The 16,189-nt window shown below is 54.7% G+C and carries 9 protein-coding genes, 1 tRNA gene and 2 pseudogenes; 7 read left to right on the forward strand and 5 right to left on the reverse strand.

Going from position 1 to position 16,189, the window contains the following annotated elements:
- Positions 1 to 152: 152 nt before the first annotated feature.
- Positions 153 to 485 (reverse strand): annotated as a pseudogene (locus tag AC25BC_RS34535) (DDE-type integrase/transposase/recombinase); the annotation flags it as partial.
- A gap of 164 nt (positions 486 to 649) precedes the next feature.
- On the opposite strand from AC25BC_RS34535, the gene AC25BC_RS34540 reads away from it, so the two are divergent.
- The gene (locus AC25BC_RS34540) at positions 650 to 2,686 is read left to right on the forward strand and encodes a S1 family peptidase (RefSeq protein ID WP_128438878.1); all 2,037 of its coding nucleotides are present in this window, start codon (positions 650 to 652) and stop codon (positions 2,684 to 2,686) included.
- Here AC25BC_RS34540 and AC25BC_RS34545 read toward each other — a convergent pair.
- Both AC25BC_RS34545 and AC25BC_RS34550 read right to left on the reverse strand, forming a co-directional pair.
- The gene (locus tag AC25BC_RS34545) at positions 2,683 to 3,702 is read right to left on the reverse strand and encodes a hypothetical protein (RefSeq protein ID WP_128438877.1); all 1,020 of its coding nucleotides are present in this window, start codon (positions 3,700 to 3,702) and stop codon (positions 2,683 to 2,685) included. The two genes, AC25BC_RS34540 and AC25BC_RS34545, sit on opposite strands and share 4 nt — an antisense overlap.
- Before the next feature lie 2 nt (positions 3,703 to 3,704).
- Positions 3,705 to 4,709 (reverse strand): hypothetical protein, encoded by a 1,005-nt coding sequence (locus tag AC25BC_RS34550; RefSeq protein WP_128438876.1) that lies wholly within the window; start codon positions 4,707 to 4,709, stop codon positions 3,705 to 3,707.
- Positions 4,710 to 4,958: 249 nt separating this feature from the next.
- Here AC25BC_RS34550 and AC25BC_RS34555 point away from each other — a divergent pair.
- Both AC25BC_RS34555 and AC25BC_RS34560 read left to right on the forward strand, forming a co-directional pair.
- Positions 4,959 to 5,031 (forward strand) — tRNA-Val (locus tag AC25BC_RS34555).
- Positions 5,032 to 5,051: 20 nt separating this feature from the next.
- Complete coding sequence (locus AC25BC_RS34560) at positions 5,052 to 6,365, forward strand: SIR2 family protein (protein ID WP_128438875.1); 1,314 nt, start codon at positions 5,052 to 5,054, stop codon at positions 6,363 to 6,365.
- Between the two features lie 124 nt (positions 6,366 to 6,489).
- Here AC25BC_RS34560 and AC25BC_RS34565 read toward each other — a convergent pair whose 3' ends face one another.
- Positions 6,490 to 6,918, reverse strand: coding sequence for a hypothetical protein (locus AC25BC_RS34565; protein WP_128438874.1), 429 nt, complete (start codon positions 6,916 to 6,918; stop codon positions 6,490 to 6,492).
- 547 nt (positions 6,919 to 7,465) lie between these two features.
- On the opposite strand from AC25BC_RS34565, the gene AC25BC_RS34570 reads away from it, so the two are divergent.
- Positions 7,466 to 8,611, forward strand: coding sequence for a C1 family peptidase (locus tag AC25BC_RS34570; protein ID WP_128438873.1), 1,146 nt, complete (start codon positions 7,466 to 7,468; stop codon positions 8,609 to 8,611).
- A 1,289-nt stretch (positions 8,612 to 9,900) separates the two neighbouring features.
- Entirely contained in the window at positions 9,901 to 10,746 is an 846-nt protein-coding gene (locus AC25BC_RS34575; RefSeq protein WP_164902998.1) for a L,D-transpeptidase, read from the forward strand.
- 1,865 nt (positions 10,747 to 12,611) lie between these two features.
- Here the strand turns inward: AC25BC_RS34575 and AC25BC_RS34580 are convergent.
- Positions 12,612 to 13,165 (reverse strand): annotated as a pseudogene (locus tag AC25BC_RS34580) (DDE-type integrase/transposase/recombinase); the annotation flags it as partial.
- Between the two features lie 735 nt (positions 13,166 to 13,900).
- Here AC25BC_RS34580 and AC25BC_RS34585 point away from each other — a divergent pair.
- On the forward strand, positions 13,901 to 15,127 hold the full coding sequence (locus AC25BC_RS34585) for a glycoside hydrolase domain-containing protein (RefSeq protein ID WP_128438871.1): 1,227 nt from the start codon (positions 13,901 to 13,903) through the stop codon (positions 15,125 to 15,127).
- A 135-nt stretch (positions 15,128 to 15,262) separates the two neighbouring features.
- Complete coding sequence (locus AC25BC_RS34590) at positions 15,263 to 16,186, forward strand: SGNH/GDSL hydrolase family protein (RefSeq protein WP_128438870.1); 924 nt, start codon at positions 15,263 to 15,265, stop codon at positions 16,184 to 16,186.
- The last annotated feature ends 3 nt before the right edge of the window (positions 16,187 to 16,189 follow it).

The following is a 16,189-nucleotide window of genomic DNA, read 5'->3' on the forward strand; positions in this document are numbered from 1 at the left end:
CCCCGACGACGCCGATCCGCTGGAGATCTGCCGGTGCGCTGTCAATCGATGTGAGGCTCAGTCAGGCGGTGCGTTCAGAGAAAAATGCGTAACGAAGTGCTGCAAGCTGGTCGGTCGCGGCCAGACGGAGAAACGCTGTCTTTCCTCCTCGCGCGCCGGCTCTGAACAATCTCGTCGAGAACATAGCATCGTGATCAACGGCACGCCAAAGCCAGTACTTTCTGCCGTCGATGGAAATCACCACCTCATCCAGATGCCAGACACCTTTGCGCGAGGGTCGCCTGCGACGAAGTTGATTTGCGTAGGTCGGTCCGAATTTCCGGCCCCATCACCGGATCGTTTCTTCAGAGACGACAATTCCGCGCTCCAGCGGCATTTCCTCGACAAGGCGTAGCTCAGCGGAGATCTGTAATAAAGGCAGACCGCATTCGAGAGGATTGGCGCGGGAAACGGTGGCTGTCATAGCTGACGGCAGAACTCTTCATACCACCATCTCTATGCCAAATTCGCTGACGTCGCGCTTATGTGACAACACCGTTTTTAGTCATGCTTTTGGGGTAATAATTACTTGTAATGACGCCATTTTCGGCGAAAGAATGTTACGCTCTATCTTAGATAAACTGCGGCTTAATCACAAAAGGGACAGGAAATGCTGACAGGGACGTTTTCGACTTTTGAATATTGCGTCGTGCCACAGTTGGTCTCGATGTGCGCTAATTCGAAGAATATAGGCGAAGCCGGCACAGTGTCTCGTGCCATAGGTTTGCTTGACAATGTAGCCAAAACGACAACGGCCTTCTTCGCGCTGCTATCGGCCAGCGTCCTTCCGCGACGAGGTTTCAACGGCAACAGGCCTTTGAAACGTCGGGGCGGGATTACCAAAACGAGGGCGCACCCGACGATCAAACCGCTGGAGATATTCCACAAGCCGATCGCGCTCCTCGTTTTTTGTTTTTCCAAAAGTTGTCCCACGCTCCTCGTCGTTTCACTGGTGATGTTTGCGTTGGCGGCGCGGGAGCTTCTTGCGGCGGAAGACCCGGTTGATCCCAAACGGTTGGTGGTGATGATCGAGGCGACTTCTCCGGTGGGCAAACCCGTCGCCGGCGCGGGTCTGGTCGTCGGGGTGACCGCCGACGGACAGGCGTTGATCGTGACCGCACGCCACGTGATCTATTCCACCCCTGAGCAGCCCAACCGACTTGCCGTACGCTATCTCGATAAGCCTGCGCAACTGGTGCCGGCGCAATTGGAGAAGGCTGATTTTGGCACGGACCTGGATCTCGCCGTCATCGTCGCCCCGCTTCCCGAACAACTCGCCGGTCTGGATTTTGCGAACGGGCTGCCTGTCGGCCGCCTCACAGACGACTTCGCGATCGAAGAGCCGGCGAGCCTGATCGGACAAACGGAAGCGGGAAAATGGAGTACGACCACGAACGCGCAAAAGATCACCGCTGACCAAGGAGACACCGTGCGAGTCCAGTCGTTCGAGGCAGGACCGGGCGTGTCGGGGGGCATAGCAAAGGACAGCAGTGACAGGGTCATTGGAATTGCGTTGTCCGATGATCAATACGTTATTTCCGTTCTAAAGCTGTCGGTCATCGAAACTCAACTGCGCAGCGCCGGTTTTGTTTTCGCGATCATCCAGGGGCCCAAGAAGGACCTGGCTTCTGACGCGGAGCTCGAGCTGCGCCTGCGCGCGGCGCTCAGTTCAGCGCAGTCCAGCGCGCTGAGGGTCGCTCCGCCAAACGCGCGAGCGGTATCAATCGTCAATCATCTGCTTGACCAGGATGAGACCCTCTCTGCTTTTGTCCAGAAATTCAGAAGCACTGAAGCCATGGCTTGGTTCTCACGCCTGATCGAAAGCGGGTTCGATCCAAATCGGCTTGCCTCGCTTGATTCCGGCCGTCAACGCAGTCTCCTATATTTCGCGCTGCAGGCAAACAACGTGCCCATGGCGATCACACTATTGAATAAGGGCGCGTCCCCCTACGTTTATGAGGAGCTCTGGGGTCAGGAAAACAGTCAGCCTTTGCTGATGTTCCCGCTGAACTGGCTTGAGGAATTATCCGCGACGCAGGATGAAAAGGCCGCCCTTGTGCGCGCGATGATAGAGGCCGGTTTGACGGTGCCGGATATCGATCCCCCAGCGACGGGCTATACGAACGAACAGATGGATGGATTGAAATCGCAGGCGGCGAATTTTGCCACTCGCTTCGGCATTGTCATCCCGGTCCAGAACAGTATTCGTCACCCCGCCAACGACACAATTTGCAAGCGTTTCAGCGAAATCGACAATTACGACTGGTGCAAGGATGCCAGCGCGCTACCGGGCAATTTAAAGGGTCTTTCGGATGGCTGGCTGGCTGAATTCACATCGGCGGATCTGGTCGCCCTGCTGTCCGTCGTCAACGACACCATGTTCGTCCTGACCTATTCAGGCTGGGGCGGCACGGCGTATCCGGGATACGGACTGATGGAGATCGCCAAGAATGGCGACAGCATCGTATGGTATCGATATATGGGTTCCGCCTTTGGCATGGGTCACTGCGAAGAACTGCGCGGTGTCAGCAACTGGAAGCCGAACAGCTATGAAACCTGCTGGAAAAGACAGAAGATGATCCGCGATCAGCCCGGTGGCGAATACCACGTCCGGGGTTACGACAGCGTCCGCTACCAGCCGAATTAGTCGCGACGCTTCCACCTCTCGTCACGCACCTCCGCACCAAACGATACGGCGCCGATCAATGCCATGATGACGCCCATCGAGAGGGTGACACCCGCAAGCACGGCGGGTTGCGCCTCGAAGACCGTGTATGCGCTCGGGTAAATCGACGAAACGGCTGTACCGAAGCCCTTTCCGACATCTGCAGCAGTGCCGAAAATCTGCAGGCTCAATCCCTTCTCGCCGATGCCCAACCTGCCAACCTCCGCTTCCAGCGACGACAGTCTCACGATCTCACCATCTTCCACTGTCTCCGCTTCGAGGGGAGTCCCCATGGCGAAGAACTGCAATCGCCCAGAGACGAGAAGGCTGATTGGATAGATGCCGCGCGGATTGGCCGCCTGCGTCGAAAACTGCAATCCTCGGATATCGAAGGGCGTGGTCCCGCTCGATCCTTTGGCGGGCTGACCAAGCTGAATCACAAAACCGGCCGCTTGAATCGTGTTCGACAGCATCTCAGGCGGTTTGTCGCCTTTGGAGCCTGGTGGTGTGGGACGGTACCAAGTGGCAGTAGCTTCGCTCTTGGTAGTCGAACCTTCTGGTGGCTCGACGGTGAGGATAAGTAGGTCGTCACTAACGAAGAAACGGGCCCGCAAAAGAGAGCCCGCTGGGACAACCAAAGTGTCCAGCTTGACAAGCTGTGCCTCGCTCGTGCCGATCTCAAAGGGCGGCTTCGCCTCTGCATGCGATGGATTGTTCGATGGGGGTGTCGTTGCACCGCCCTGTTCCTCGATTCTCACCGATTTCGCTTCGAGATCCTGGATAAAGATAGCTGACGTTCCGACTTTTAGCTCGAAACCGCTTGTTTCGACTGATAGTCCGAACGTCACCAACGGTCCCTTGATCAACGTCGCCAGCGACGCAACCACGATGCTGACCCCGACCAAAAAGAGCAGCGCAAATAAAGGACGGCGCAACAACATCCCTACGACGGGTGTGCCAGAGATGCTCGCAGTCAACGTGCGCAATGACGACGCCAACCTCACTCGCCTTCGACCCTGAGAACGGCAGACACAGAGTCGAGCTGGCTGATTGATCGCCCTCGGGCTGTCGCCTTGAACGTGAGTTCGCTGTCTTTGCCCGTTTGCAGAAACTCGCCCAGGGGTATTTCTATCGGGCGCCAGGATGCCCAGGTCATGGATCCGAGCAGATCGCGCTTAGCAATCTCCTTACCGTGGCCTGTGACTTCGATCTGCAGATAGGTCAAGTCTTCCGTCGCCTGCAACAGGAGGAAGGGCTCTCCAGCCTCTGCATCCGTCATAGCCAGGCGTGCGGGGACCAAAACCGGAAGCAATCCGTCGCAATCGCGCACGCAGACACGGGCGGCAAGCTCGGCACTTTTGATCGCCAGCTCCGGCCGGCGTGTCAGTGCAAGGGGATAGTAAAAGCGGTTCCCATCGAAGGTGGCATCCATTCGGTAATATTGACGGCGTCTCGCCGACTCGACGACAAGCTGCTTGCGACCCTTGGCCTCGGCATAGACGTAGGTGCCGGGATCGTTTTCGGAAATCTGACTGGCGCCGCGTTGGAAACCGAGGATACGCAGGCCTGTCGTCGCGACGGTCTGCTGATAAAGTCCTTCACAGCGGTCTCCGCGATCCTGATAGGCAAGATCGGCTGGTGACAGGATCGGGAGCATCGACCGGTCGCATTCCGCTGCGCCTGCGATCGTTGTCAACATAGGCAGAAAAAAAAGACCGAGCCAAATGCGCATCAATTGCATCCCCCATTCCCGATGCCGAACGACGAGGTTCTGTCGCAAAATATTCACCGGATTTGCACCATGATTTATCATGGCATAGATCCGGGTTAAAGATGTGTAGGCAGGTTGAGTTTTCTGATCATGGTCGATTTCTGCGAACCTGGCAGGGCTGCGAAATATGAATTTGCTGCTGTTGTTGCAGGTTTTGTTGCAAACCCATTCATTAGGTTCGGCGTGGCATTGATCTCCGGTATGTACCGGAGATTGGCAATGTTTAAAGGTCAACCATAATCAACGATTCTCGTTTATATTGGGAACTACATATCCCGGAGCTTAAAAAACGGTTCTTAGTTTTCTGAACTCGTTGCAAGGTTTCATGTTGAACAAACATTTCCCCTTCGCGTCTCATTCAATGGAGTGAAAGGGACGTGCAATCGCTGACGCATTGCGAAGTATTTTGTTTCTTGTGAAAGCTGTATGGATAAGGATCCGGGCCGCTATACGGAAGAAATACTCTATGCTAATCATAGAGCAGGGGGAGTAGCTCAGCGGTGAGAGCGATGGCATAACCTGCCGTAGGTCGCTGGTTCGAGTCCGGCCTCTCCTTCTTCAAGGGAAGCGGCGACGATGCCAACAACAATCGCTGAAATTCTCAACTCCGATCTCCTGGCCCCTCGTCTCCATGGAATTGCCGATCTCATGGCCGAGAAGCGACCTTCTGCGCTCTGGGTGGGGGCTGGGTTAAGCGCTCGCTTCGGGAATATTCCCACGTGGGGTCATCTGCTCGAAACGATAACCGCTAACGCCCACCTGAATACCGCTGACCATGCCTTGATCACCACGCTGATCTCCAATGGACGTACGGCTTATGCCGCCGAATACCTTGAAGATCTTCTTCAGGGCAAATTTTACGACCAACTGTACAAATACATTTCCGCGCCGTCGGGGAGCCTGCCGGGATACATGCGCAATTGGGGGCTGGAAGACATCGTAACCACCAATTACGACTGCCTAATTGAAGATACATTTTTCTGGTACAATGTAGTACTTCCATCCTCAGGGATGTTAAATCTAATATCGAACACAAGAAAAATAGTTAAACTGCACGGTACAATACGAGATAGAACAACCTGCGTTGCGTCTATTTCAAGCTATATTAAAAATTATGATAATAATATGGATTGGTATCTAGCCAATCTATTTCAGACGCGCAATGTCATCTTCATTGGCTCATCGATGGAACGAAGTGAGCCCTATTTCAAGATCTTGCGCTTCCTCAAGGACAACGGTCGCATTCCGGCAGGCGGTCACTATTGCATCAGAGCGGTTAAGGACGATGCTGAGGCAAGTAGGCTCGGTAATTTGCTCGAGACCTTTGGCATTCTCCTGTTGCCATATATCCCTGACCGCAATGCCGCGGACCCATCGAAAAACCATCAATTTATCGATGACGCGCTCCAGTTTATCGAAGAGAAGCGACCAAAGAAGCAGCTCGGCAAGAAGGAAATCGACGACATAAATGTCGGACTGAAGTCAGCGCAATGGCAGCCTTGGGCGTTCGAGCTGACCGAATGCCTTATCGTCAAAGTCATTCCAGACGATCTTCGAAAGTTCACTCAGGACACCGTCTTTAGGCTCTTTGAAATGGCAGCCAGAGCCGAAGATGCGCAACTCGAAATTGCCTTCCGTCGGGCGGTATCTTTTGATCTGCTGTTGCGCCTCATTTCAGGTAACCTCAAATTTAGGACTGCAAAATCGCTCCGGAGTTTGGCGAAGACGATTGAGCTTTCGATCGAGAAGAAGGATGTGCTCAAGATAGATCGTCAGACGATATTGGCCGCTATCGTAAACTTCAATTCGCAGAGAGCGGAATGGAAGGCCAAAGCGCCGTCCTTCGAACGGGTTGATGAGCTCGCTCCTCCAGGCTGGGTGCAGCCATAAATGCAATCGCGCCAATCGGCGAATAGTAGATTGATGGACAAACTAAGAGGACTATTGGTCGACGTGAGTTCCGCGATGGATAGCTCGCAATCGAGCGTTCGCGCTAAAATTAAAGGCGAACGGATCAAATGGCGCCTACGAACTTTGTGATGGCGCCAATCAGCTTCGCTATGGTGTTCAAGTTGTCGGCCAAATCCCCGGCCTCTATTGCCGTAGCTTTAAGGCTTGCCGCTGCTGCCGCTATCTCAGCGTCTGGCGCATAGAGGGCCTGCCTGGCAGCTAGACTCAGGTTCGCAAGGACGTTGTATTTGCGGCGCAGAAGGTCAAGCTGGTTGGAGTACTCTGTGAGCTTGCCAACATCAGAAGTTCGCGTCCCTAAAATGGCGATGGCTTTCGCCTCGGCGACCATCCCTTCCCAGGCTTCATCGTTGGATATACTCTCGTGCCTACCCTCTTCGAATCCCGTTCCGCGCCGGGTCTTCAGAACGCGGATCTGTTTGCTCGACCTCGCCTGCCTAAAGTCGGCGACTATCAAAAGGGGAAACGCGATCATTGATCTTTGCTAGAATGTCGTGGGCTCTACCTCATTGGGTGTAGATGACGATTCGCATGGTCAGAGAAATCCGATAGATGCGGGTGACGCTACTTATTAAGTCGTAACGAGCCTAACAAACTACCTCACAACACGATAGATTACTTGACGAGGTGCTAATTTGCGCTAAACCTATACTGGTAAATGCGTAGCATGCTTTGCTCGATAAAAGGGCCGAGCAATGTCTCTGACAAGCCGGGCAACACTTGATTTTTGGCCCCGAACTGCGGTTCGGAAGATAGCTGCTCATTGGATCGATACGGCAGTCCAGGTTCTCGCAGTCGCTAAAACGGACGAAGGTCTCGCCGCGCTGAGTGCGCAGACGGAGCTGTCGCGCGCCGAGATTTTGAGGCTCATCGAGCAGACAAAGTTGTCGCTGTCGCCAGATGATAATGTCGTACTCGGGGCAGAAGTGAATACAAAAGACATGGGTCTCGGGGCGCGTCGCCCGGAAAGGTGCTCGCCCCCTAAAACGTGAGCACAATCGCAACATCGTGAGGGATGAAAAATGGTTGGAGAACCTAATAACCACCGATCTCGTCGGTCCCCCTTCGGCGGCCATCCCATTCGCCAGGTAGAAGGTATTAGTGGCAGCATATTAGAGGCTCTGGAGGGAGCATCTCTCGACGAAGCGGAGCAAATTCTCGCTGTCGCATCGCTTGAACCGGGCCGATCGGCACTGGGAATGCTTTTTCAAGGCCGCGACCAGACGCTCGACCAAGTATTGGAAAGGCTCGCCGCAGCGATTCCGCCAGCTGTGGCGGCGTCAGTGCAAAACCCGACAATGACGAGCTTCCATCTCGGTGCGCTGAAGCCAGACAAGCAAGTGGAAGCTCTTAACAAGGGAGCTGCGACGACCGCGATGGCGCCACCAGGGGCTCTACCGACAAACGTCAATTATGCCAAACTTATGCCGCCAATCCGCAACCAGGGGGGACGAGGAACTTGCGTCGCCCATGCGCTGACCGCGGTCCATGAATTCTACCGTCGCAGGGCCGGGAAGCCTGTGGATCTGTCTGAACAGTTTCTCTATGACGAAACGAAAAAAATCGACGGGTCACCAAACGTGTGCGGAACGTGGCAAGTGAAAGCAGCCACCGTCCTTTCTAAACTCGGCGAGTGCGAGGAGCAAGTCTGGCCTTACAATCCCCTCGGCCCTTGCAACAACAATGGCCAAGAGCCAAAAGCGGCGCGGGCCAACGCCGCTAAGTACAAGCTCGGTACGATCGTTTTGCCCCCGACTGATGTCACTCGGATCAAAGCTGCGTTGGCGGGCGGTTCAGTCGTGGGCTTTTCAATTCCAGTCTACGATAGTTGGTTCAAGTCACCATACACTACACAAACAGGACGCATAAATATGCGCATCGGAAACGAGCCCTCCGTCGGCGGGCATGCGATGTGTCTGATAGGTTACCAGGACGATAATAACTCCCCCGGAGGCGGGTTCTTTATCCTTCGCAATAGCTGGGATATTAGTTGGGGCTTCAAGTGCCCCTACGGAGCCGGAAATGGCACAATCCCATATCAGTATATTTCGATGGATTGTTGGGAGGCCGTCACCTCGACCGCATCCATCAAAAAACAGGTCTCTGTCGCAGCACAGAAATCATCAACGGGCGAAAGAAAACGCGCTTCGCCAAGCCGGAGCGGCTAATAGGCTGCGACCTATGTAGATCCTCGCAGGGTGCGTCTCAGAGTCGGCTTGCCTAAATCACCGTCGGAACAGGTTTGCGTTGACTATAATGGACGGCCATAAGCAGCGATTTAGGGCAACGGCACCACAAGCTTGGTCCGGATTAGGGACGTAAGGCGGAAGAGGATGTGAAGCGTCGCACTGCTCGATTCGCTAGACCATTTTGGAACATGAGGAAATTCTGATGGACACTAGTGGCGATGAATTGCCAGATAACCCGTTGGATGTGCTGGAAGAGAATCCCGACCTGTGGCTCTTGCACCATCTATTCGACCGTTCGAAGAGCTCACGCCGGGTGTTTTCGGAGGTACACTTTTACGACCGAACTGATCCGCACTTAACCGTCGGAATGGGGCATTGGACTAAGGGCATTGGCTCGGCTCTTCAATCGCCTAAGGAACGACAGCCAGTTATGGCAAGACATTGCGGCTTCTTGGGCCGATGCATTGGCAGATCAACAATGGGAGCAATTCAAGCGCGAGACGGAAGTTGACGAACGCGGAGCTACTGGCTTGTCGGCAGGACTGGATCGGCTCCTGTGCGCGGCAAACCCGGACAGGCCGTGCGTCGTCAACAACCTTCGCCCATGGTCGAAGACCGTGGGCGAGAGATTCAACAGCACTGACCATTGGTTTACGCAAGGATGGAAACGGATATGCCGCCGCCGTCCGGTAGCAATCAGTCAACTCGGTTATTGGGTGAAAAGCGTCCTTGAACAGGGCGTGGACGATGCGCACGCTCGTGACATTCATACGCGTGGAGGCACCGCATCGGTTATATCCGCGCGCAGCAGCGGTATCGACGACACAATGTTCCGTGTCGGCCAGAACAACGTCGAGGCTAAAAACGAGTCACTTGTTCGACGGTGTCACTGGTGAAAGTGCCGGATGTTGCAAGACCTGCAAGCGGAAACGTTAGTGGAGACCAGCTGCTTCAGGATTGGCGCGCCGTGGTCGCGTGGCAATACTATGTTGTGACTAAAAATGAAATTCTGGTCGGATGGCCTCTATATGGCATGCTTTCTACGAGAAAAGCTGGGGGCCACTCCAGAGCCTTTCGTCTGTAGCCGATGTTACCGAAGTGCCTCGCCATCTTGGCATTGCGATGGATACGAGGGACTTCGATTTTTCGCTTAAACTAAAGAAATAGCAGTGTGAAGACGCTTCGAAACACTACCGAGACAAGTCCGCGCAGCGTTTGGAATGTCAGTTGGGCTTGCTCAATTTATCGATCACGCCGAGGAGGAGAAAATGGCCAAATCGTTTGACGCAACGCTCGACGAGCTGGAAAATGCTAAGAGCAGCGGCAATCTAGTTAGTGCCTATGAAAATACCCTTGAGCCCTATGTGCTTCAATTTGGCGAGGAGGTGGAGAAGGACCCGTCGCAGGCGCGAATTGAACAATGGCTGCGGATCTATTCTGTGCTCTCGAGCCTATCAATCGAGGGGCCATCGGATATCACTCTAACGCTATATACCTCCGCTCAAGACAATTTTGAGCGCGCAATGGCGAAGCTGTCCGGCGATGCTGCTGCCAACGCGGCCGACTTCATTGAAAGCCTGAAGGCTCCAGTCCTCAGTATGGATGACATGGCGAAGGCGACGGCGGCGGCATTTCCAATAACGATCGCAGCTGCAGGCTTGCAAACCCTTGCGGCATTCTCGGCAATGGAAGCGGTCGATGCGGGTCACGTCAAACTGTACAGGGGAACATTGACCGTCTTTGACGCAAACAAAAAGGTGACTGGCATTTACAAGGCCAACACCGGGGGGTTCGTTGCCGACTTCAGAAGGAAAAACGGACCGACTCCCCCGGGTCTATTTAAAGTCAGCAACTATAGGCCCGATAGGGGTAACACCCCTGGAATGAAACGCGAAGGTGTCAGTTTCTCATTTGACTTGGATGAGCGAAATCCGACGGGTAACCGCAGCGCGTTTCGAATTCATCCTGACGGACCGCCGCCCGGCACACATGGATGCGTCGGAGTTTTCGAAGGCGCTGATAAGCTTCGTGAATGCGCCTCAAAACTCAATGATGTCTTGAAGGCCAACGGTCCATTTTGGCTCTCGGTTACATACGGAAAGGTAGACGTTTGACAATCGGCCGCAAGAAGGTCACCACCTCCGCCGTGACTGTAAGCCGCTGCAGGTACGACCGATCCCGACTGACATTCCGCATCATGCAGCGGCGTGATTTCAGCGGATTAGCTTGGCGATCCCAACGGATGGTGGCTATGCGCTGAATGATTGGCATATCGAGGCGACGGTGTCGCCTCGATAATGCCCCCGGGAGGCAGAGCCAGTGGCGGCTGACGCTCACCTTGCAGCGCTCGCCTAGCACGTGCCAACCAGGCCCAAAGTAGCTCTGACGTGGGACACCCGGAAAAAATTGTCGCGATAGGGGCAGGACGCTCTGAGGCATGGAAAACGACTACGAAGTTTTCCGCCGTCGCCGCCGGAACGCTTATGGTGATCCTTCGGCAGCGGGCTCAGCCGGTAGAGTGGTCTGATGCAATATCTATTGCCTGCCAGATCGCTAGAGGAAATTCCTCAGAACGCATTCGCGTAACTGTTCTCGAAAATCAACCCCTGATGCAGACACAGCCGATACCCCGTTGCCGCTGAGGCGTTCTGAACTTATAGTGGGCATACTCGACGGTTGCCGCGCCGTCGTGAGCGCTGAAGGATTTGCGCCCCGGCACTTTTTTGGTCGCTTTCGTTGCCATCGCCGCAACTGACTGATCAGTGCTAACGCCGGTCAAGGAAAGGCTGGCCCTCCCCAGATCGGGCGGCCGTCGCCGACATCGGGCGATTCTATTGCGACAATGGTCGCCATGGCTGCTATTTTAGCTTCCTGTATCACAGCGCCGGAAATATACCGGGGTGACAATAAAGCCATGAGTGGAGTGCGCCCCTTGGGGTGGACAGGTCGGGAAATTGAATTGACCATGTCCGCCGTGTTTCGAAGAGGGAAACATGGCAAAACATCGCAGCCAATGGTTGACATCGGCGTCAGGCTCCAGCGCGCCAAGATGGAAGCTTGTCATCGTCGGGCTCCGAACGGAAGCCGTGACGGCTGGCGGGATGGCGGCGGATAGTAGATCGACCAAAGCCCCCAGTTTCTGACCAGCGCCCTCTACGATTTCCTCTGAGGAGAGGCGTACCGAATCTATCGATGCCGCGGCGAGGACTTGTTCCGCTTCGTCAAGATATACTCACTCCAAGGCGGCGACGACCTTTTTGCTTACCTTCGCCAATTTGTTAACTGGGTGACCACCAAAAGGCGACCGACTCGACCGGTCAGTATCTACTTCTTGTGTCATTAATTCCCCAATATTTTGGCTTTACTCCCGCTTTTTGGGAGAAACGCCTCCCTTGGGGCGTTGCGCTCCAAGCCCCATCTCCACTGCATCCACGTCTGTGCGGAGTGCCGCTTCGTCGTCAGATGACAACGAGAGCTTAGTAAGCTCAATCAGCTTGGCCATATCCACATTCGACAGGCCCGCTTGTAAGGCCAGCGAGTCAAGTCCATCGCTAGTTCTTGCAACGGACAAAACTTGTACTGCCGTGTCTATCCACCGATCAGCCAGTTTCTTAGCTGCGGACCGGGGCCAGAAATCTAGATTTGTCAACCTTGTTAGCGACATCGTATTGCAACTCGGTCGAACACAGGTCGCACGTTTCCTGCTTACCAGGATAAGTTTTATCGTATTTTAGCTGCGCGTCAAGTTTAGCATATGCGTTCGAACCTACGCGAACGCCTCGCGGCGAGAGGCACATTCTCTCTAGCTAGATCGCCCAGCAGGATCTCTGGGGGAGAGCCTACGGTCTCCTGGTCGAGTAGCAGCGAGCGGATTGAACCGCGATGGTTTGGATAGGTCTGAGGCAGAGCGGTTGTAGTAAGCGCCGTACGCACGCGCGACCGAACCGCCCCAGGTTTGCCGGAGGCCGCTTTGTTTAAGTTAAGCGGCCATGGCTGATGCGTCCAGCATTACGGAATGCTCCTCCTCGGTTTCGGCTGGCGGGATGTTTCCGATGGGCTTCAGAAGCTAAGCTGTCGTGGTTGAACCAATCAACCCCTTCCGTGGTGGCGAATTCGCCATTTCGAAGGTCCGCGATGGTCCGCGCCGATGAGTGCCCTTGGCCTTGTGCAGGCCGTTAATCGTTTCAGCGACGCGTTGACGTAGCTGTCGCCGACGCTGCCAACGGAAGGCTCGATTCCGGCCTCGGCCAGTCGACCCGAATACTTGGTCGAGACATATTGACCACCGCGACACTGTGATTGACGAGACCGCCGCCGTCAGCGGGACGTCGATCGTGAATGCCTGCTTCAAGGCATCGAGGACGAAACCGGCATGTGCTGTCCGGCTCACCCTCCAGCCCACGATGCGACGGGCGATAGCGTCGATGACGAAGGCCACTTAGACGAAGCTCTGCAAGGTCGCGATGCAAGTAAAGTCCGAAACCCAGAGCCTGTCGGCGAAGGGGCTTCGAACTGCCGGTTCGTACGATCCAGTGAAAGGCCTGATCGGTATCATGCTCAGCACACCATGACGGTCGATTTCGCCTGCGGCTCGCTTACGGCCCCGCGGTAAGCCTAGCTGGAACGTCTGCATCAGGAGCTCATCAAAAGCCATCATCCCGTGCGCCCGCGCGGGAACCAAAAGCCTTTAGGGCAACTCATGCAGTTTGTATTGGTCAATGAAGGTCGCTGCCCGCTCTCACCGAAGGTCCTCACGCGCGCTTTGAGGTTCGGGTACTTTGTAAGCTCTAACACCAATCTGGTGAGAAAATCACTGCGCAACAGTAACAACGGATCGGGGGTTTTCTGGGGCGAAACTTACACTGACATATCAAGCTCGCACAATTATATTTAGAATCTTTTGTAGATATTGACAACTTGTAATGGTTGTGCGTTATTAATAGCGCCCGGTTGTGAGTATATAGAGCGAGACGTCTGCTTGGTTCTTGACTGCAAGTAATTCATAGAAAGAAGTTATCCGGAGAATGGCATGGTAACTTCCGATTCTTCATTGCGAGCCCCAACTACTTCCAGACGATCCGCACGGTGACGACCGCCATGCTCCCAATGGTGTGACGTCAGGTTCGGCGCGCCGGCTGTTTTACTGCATTTTTCAAGCCACTTATCATTCAAGCTTTGGCGCGGGCCTAACTCACCGCCCTTTCGCGTGCTTCACCTGCATGGAACCCAACTTGACGATCATGTCGCAACATCCTGGGAGGGCAAGGAATGTCCGTAGTTGATGTCAGCACAAATGTTTCAGACGGAATTGGAATTTTGAAGAGCCGAGGCGTGACGATCCTGGGCCGCTATTATTCTTCGAGAAGCTGGAAGCGTTTGACAAAATACGAGGCCAAACTCGTATCTGAGAATGGCCTGAAGCTGTTCACGGTCTTCGAAGATGACGGAGATCCTGAACTCACGGAGGACCAGGGCGTACATCACGCCCAAATGGCCTTGGCCCAGGCACAACAGGTCGGCCAACCTAAAGGTTCTGCGATCTACTTCGCGCTGGAACATCTTCCGCATGGGTACAATGCAAGTCACATTGAGGGCGTTGTCCGCTATGTAGCCGGGCTGCGGTCCGTGCTGAATGGTCATTACAAGGTCGGAGTCTATAGCGACGGGGTAATTTGCGCCGCACTCCTCGACCGCCATCTTGCCGAATTCACCTGGCTAAGTGCCTCGACGAGCTTCCCCGGAACGAAGGATTTTTACGCATCGGACCGCTGGTCCGTGGCACAGCGTAAGGTGGATCTTGATTGGGATGGGCTCAGTGTCGACACCAATGAAGCCAAAAACGAAATCGGTGCGTTCAGCACCGGCGTAACTCCCGAACATCCTGCGATGGGTATGACGCTTTCTGCTGATCGGAACGGAGGCGACGCGGCCAGAATTCCGGAGCTCATCAAGATCGGTAGCGCCCCGGAAAGCATAAGGAAGGTGCAAGGCCTCGCCAAAAAGACGATGGCGGGCATCGGATACGTTTACCCGAGAAAATCGTGCGCGGCCACACTTAGTCACTTCCTGCGCGAAGCAGGTATCGACATTCCGGTGACGACCGGCGCACAGAACCTGGCAGATCGTCTGCGAAACATCCGCCGCTGGTCACGCATCGCGAATGGCGGACAGCAACCTGGTGACGTCGGAGTGTGTTTCAGTCATTCGGACGACGTGCCAGGCGCGGACCACATCTATCTCGTCATTTCCTGTCAAGGAGACGATGAACTCACTATCGCGGACAATCAGGTGCAGGGTGCGACCCATACGCGATACGTCAGCGGTAAGGGCAACAAGACACCCACCGAGTATTTTCTACGTGCCTCTGGTTCCACATTACGGTTGCAGCCTACGGCGGGCGAAGTCGAGGTGGACGAAGGGATCTGGCCGGATGAAGCCACGGAAGGACTTCCTGAGCCGTTTATGGATGACGGCACTCCCCGCGCAGTAGATTGATTCGACGCGGCGGAATGCCGATGGTCTTCATACTAGCGTGCGATCCCGACGGCGTTCGAAATTGTGAAAACGCGGACGCTCGACGGGGATCGTCGGCCATTCGAATGGATGCGTCCACTATCAGGAGAACTAGTTATGCAGGACGGGTTGACAGCGCTTGCTTTGACTGACGAACAGATCGACTTCGACATCGAAGCACGAATGCAAAAGCAGGAGGAGGACGTTCGCGCGGCGAGCGATCCGCGAATTGCCCGGACGGCCGCCGATGAGCCTAAATCGGCTGTAGCGGTAGGAGATTCGTGGTTCGATTATCCTTTCGCCAACGACTTGGGTATCGGTCAGACGGACGTTATCGCACAACTTGATCTGATGTATGAGCATAAAAAACCGATCCTGCGCCTTGCGCATTACGGCGATGCCACCACCGACATGATGACGCCGAAGAAACAGGAACGGCTGATAAAGGCGCTCAAGAATAAAAACCTCTGGCTCAACGGGCATCCGAACGCGATTTTCTGCTCCGCTGGCGGGAACGACGTGGCGGGCAACCAGTTCCGGGACTACTTGAATTACAACAGCGGAATACCAGCGAGCGAAGGGCTGCAGTTAGAGGTGTTCAACGAATTGCTCGTCCGCGTGAAGGCGAATTATGAAACGTTGTTCGAGTTGCGGGACATGTATGCGCCGGGAGTTAGAGTGATTGGACACTCCTATGATTTCCCCACGCCTGACGGGCGTCCGGTCGATTTTTTCGGATTGAAGATTGGCCCTTGGTTGAAGCCATCGCTCGACTTGAAGAAGTGGAATCCGGCCGATGGAAAAGCTATCGTCGTCGATGCTTTAATTCGCTTTCGTCGGATGCTCGAGGAGTTGGAGTCCAACCGAAAAAACAAATTCCAATTGGTGAAGACACAGGGAACGCTTGTGGACCGCGACTACACGCGGGATTGGAAAAATGAACTCCATCCCACTTCCAGCGGATTCAAGGTAATGGCCAAGAAGTTCGACGTGGCATGGCGGCGGCCCGTTAGTCTTGAAGACGCCCCGGTCGTCTCGTAGGTC

The sequence above is a fragment of the Rhizobium sp. WSM409 genome (assembly GCF_057653825.1).

Bases quoted from the DNA above. Each gene is read 5' to 3' on its own strand.
- AC25BC_RS34570 (WP_128438873.1), top strand. From the start codon at position 7,466: ATGGTTGGAGAACCTAATAACCACCGATCTCGTCGGTCCCCCTTCGGC.
- AC25BC_RS34560 (WP_128438875.1), top strand. From the start codon at position 5,052: ATGCCAACAACAATCGCTGAAATTCTCAACTCCGATCTCCTGGCCCCT.
- AC25BC_RS34575 (WP_164902998.1), top strand. From the start codon at position 9,901: ATGGCCAAATCGTTTGACGCAACGCTCGACGAGCTGGAAAATGCTAAG.
- AC25BC_RS34540 (WP_128438878.1), top strand. From the start codon at position 650: ATGCTGACAGGGACGTTTTCGACTTTTGAATATTGCGTCGTGCCACAG.
- AC25BC_RS34565 (WP_128438874.1), bottom strand. From the start codon at position 6,918: ATGATCGCGTTTCCCCTTTTGATAGTCGCCGACTTTAGGCAGGCGAGG.
- AC25BC_RS34585 (WP_128438871.1), top strand. From the start codon at position 13,901: ATGTCCGTAGTTGATGTCAGCACAAATGTTTCAGACGGAATTGGAATT.
- AC25BC_RS34590 (WP_128438870.1), top strand. From the start codon at position 15,263: ATGCAGGACGGGTTGACAGCGCTTGCTTTGACTGACGAACAGATCGAC.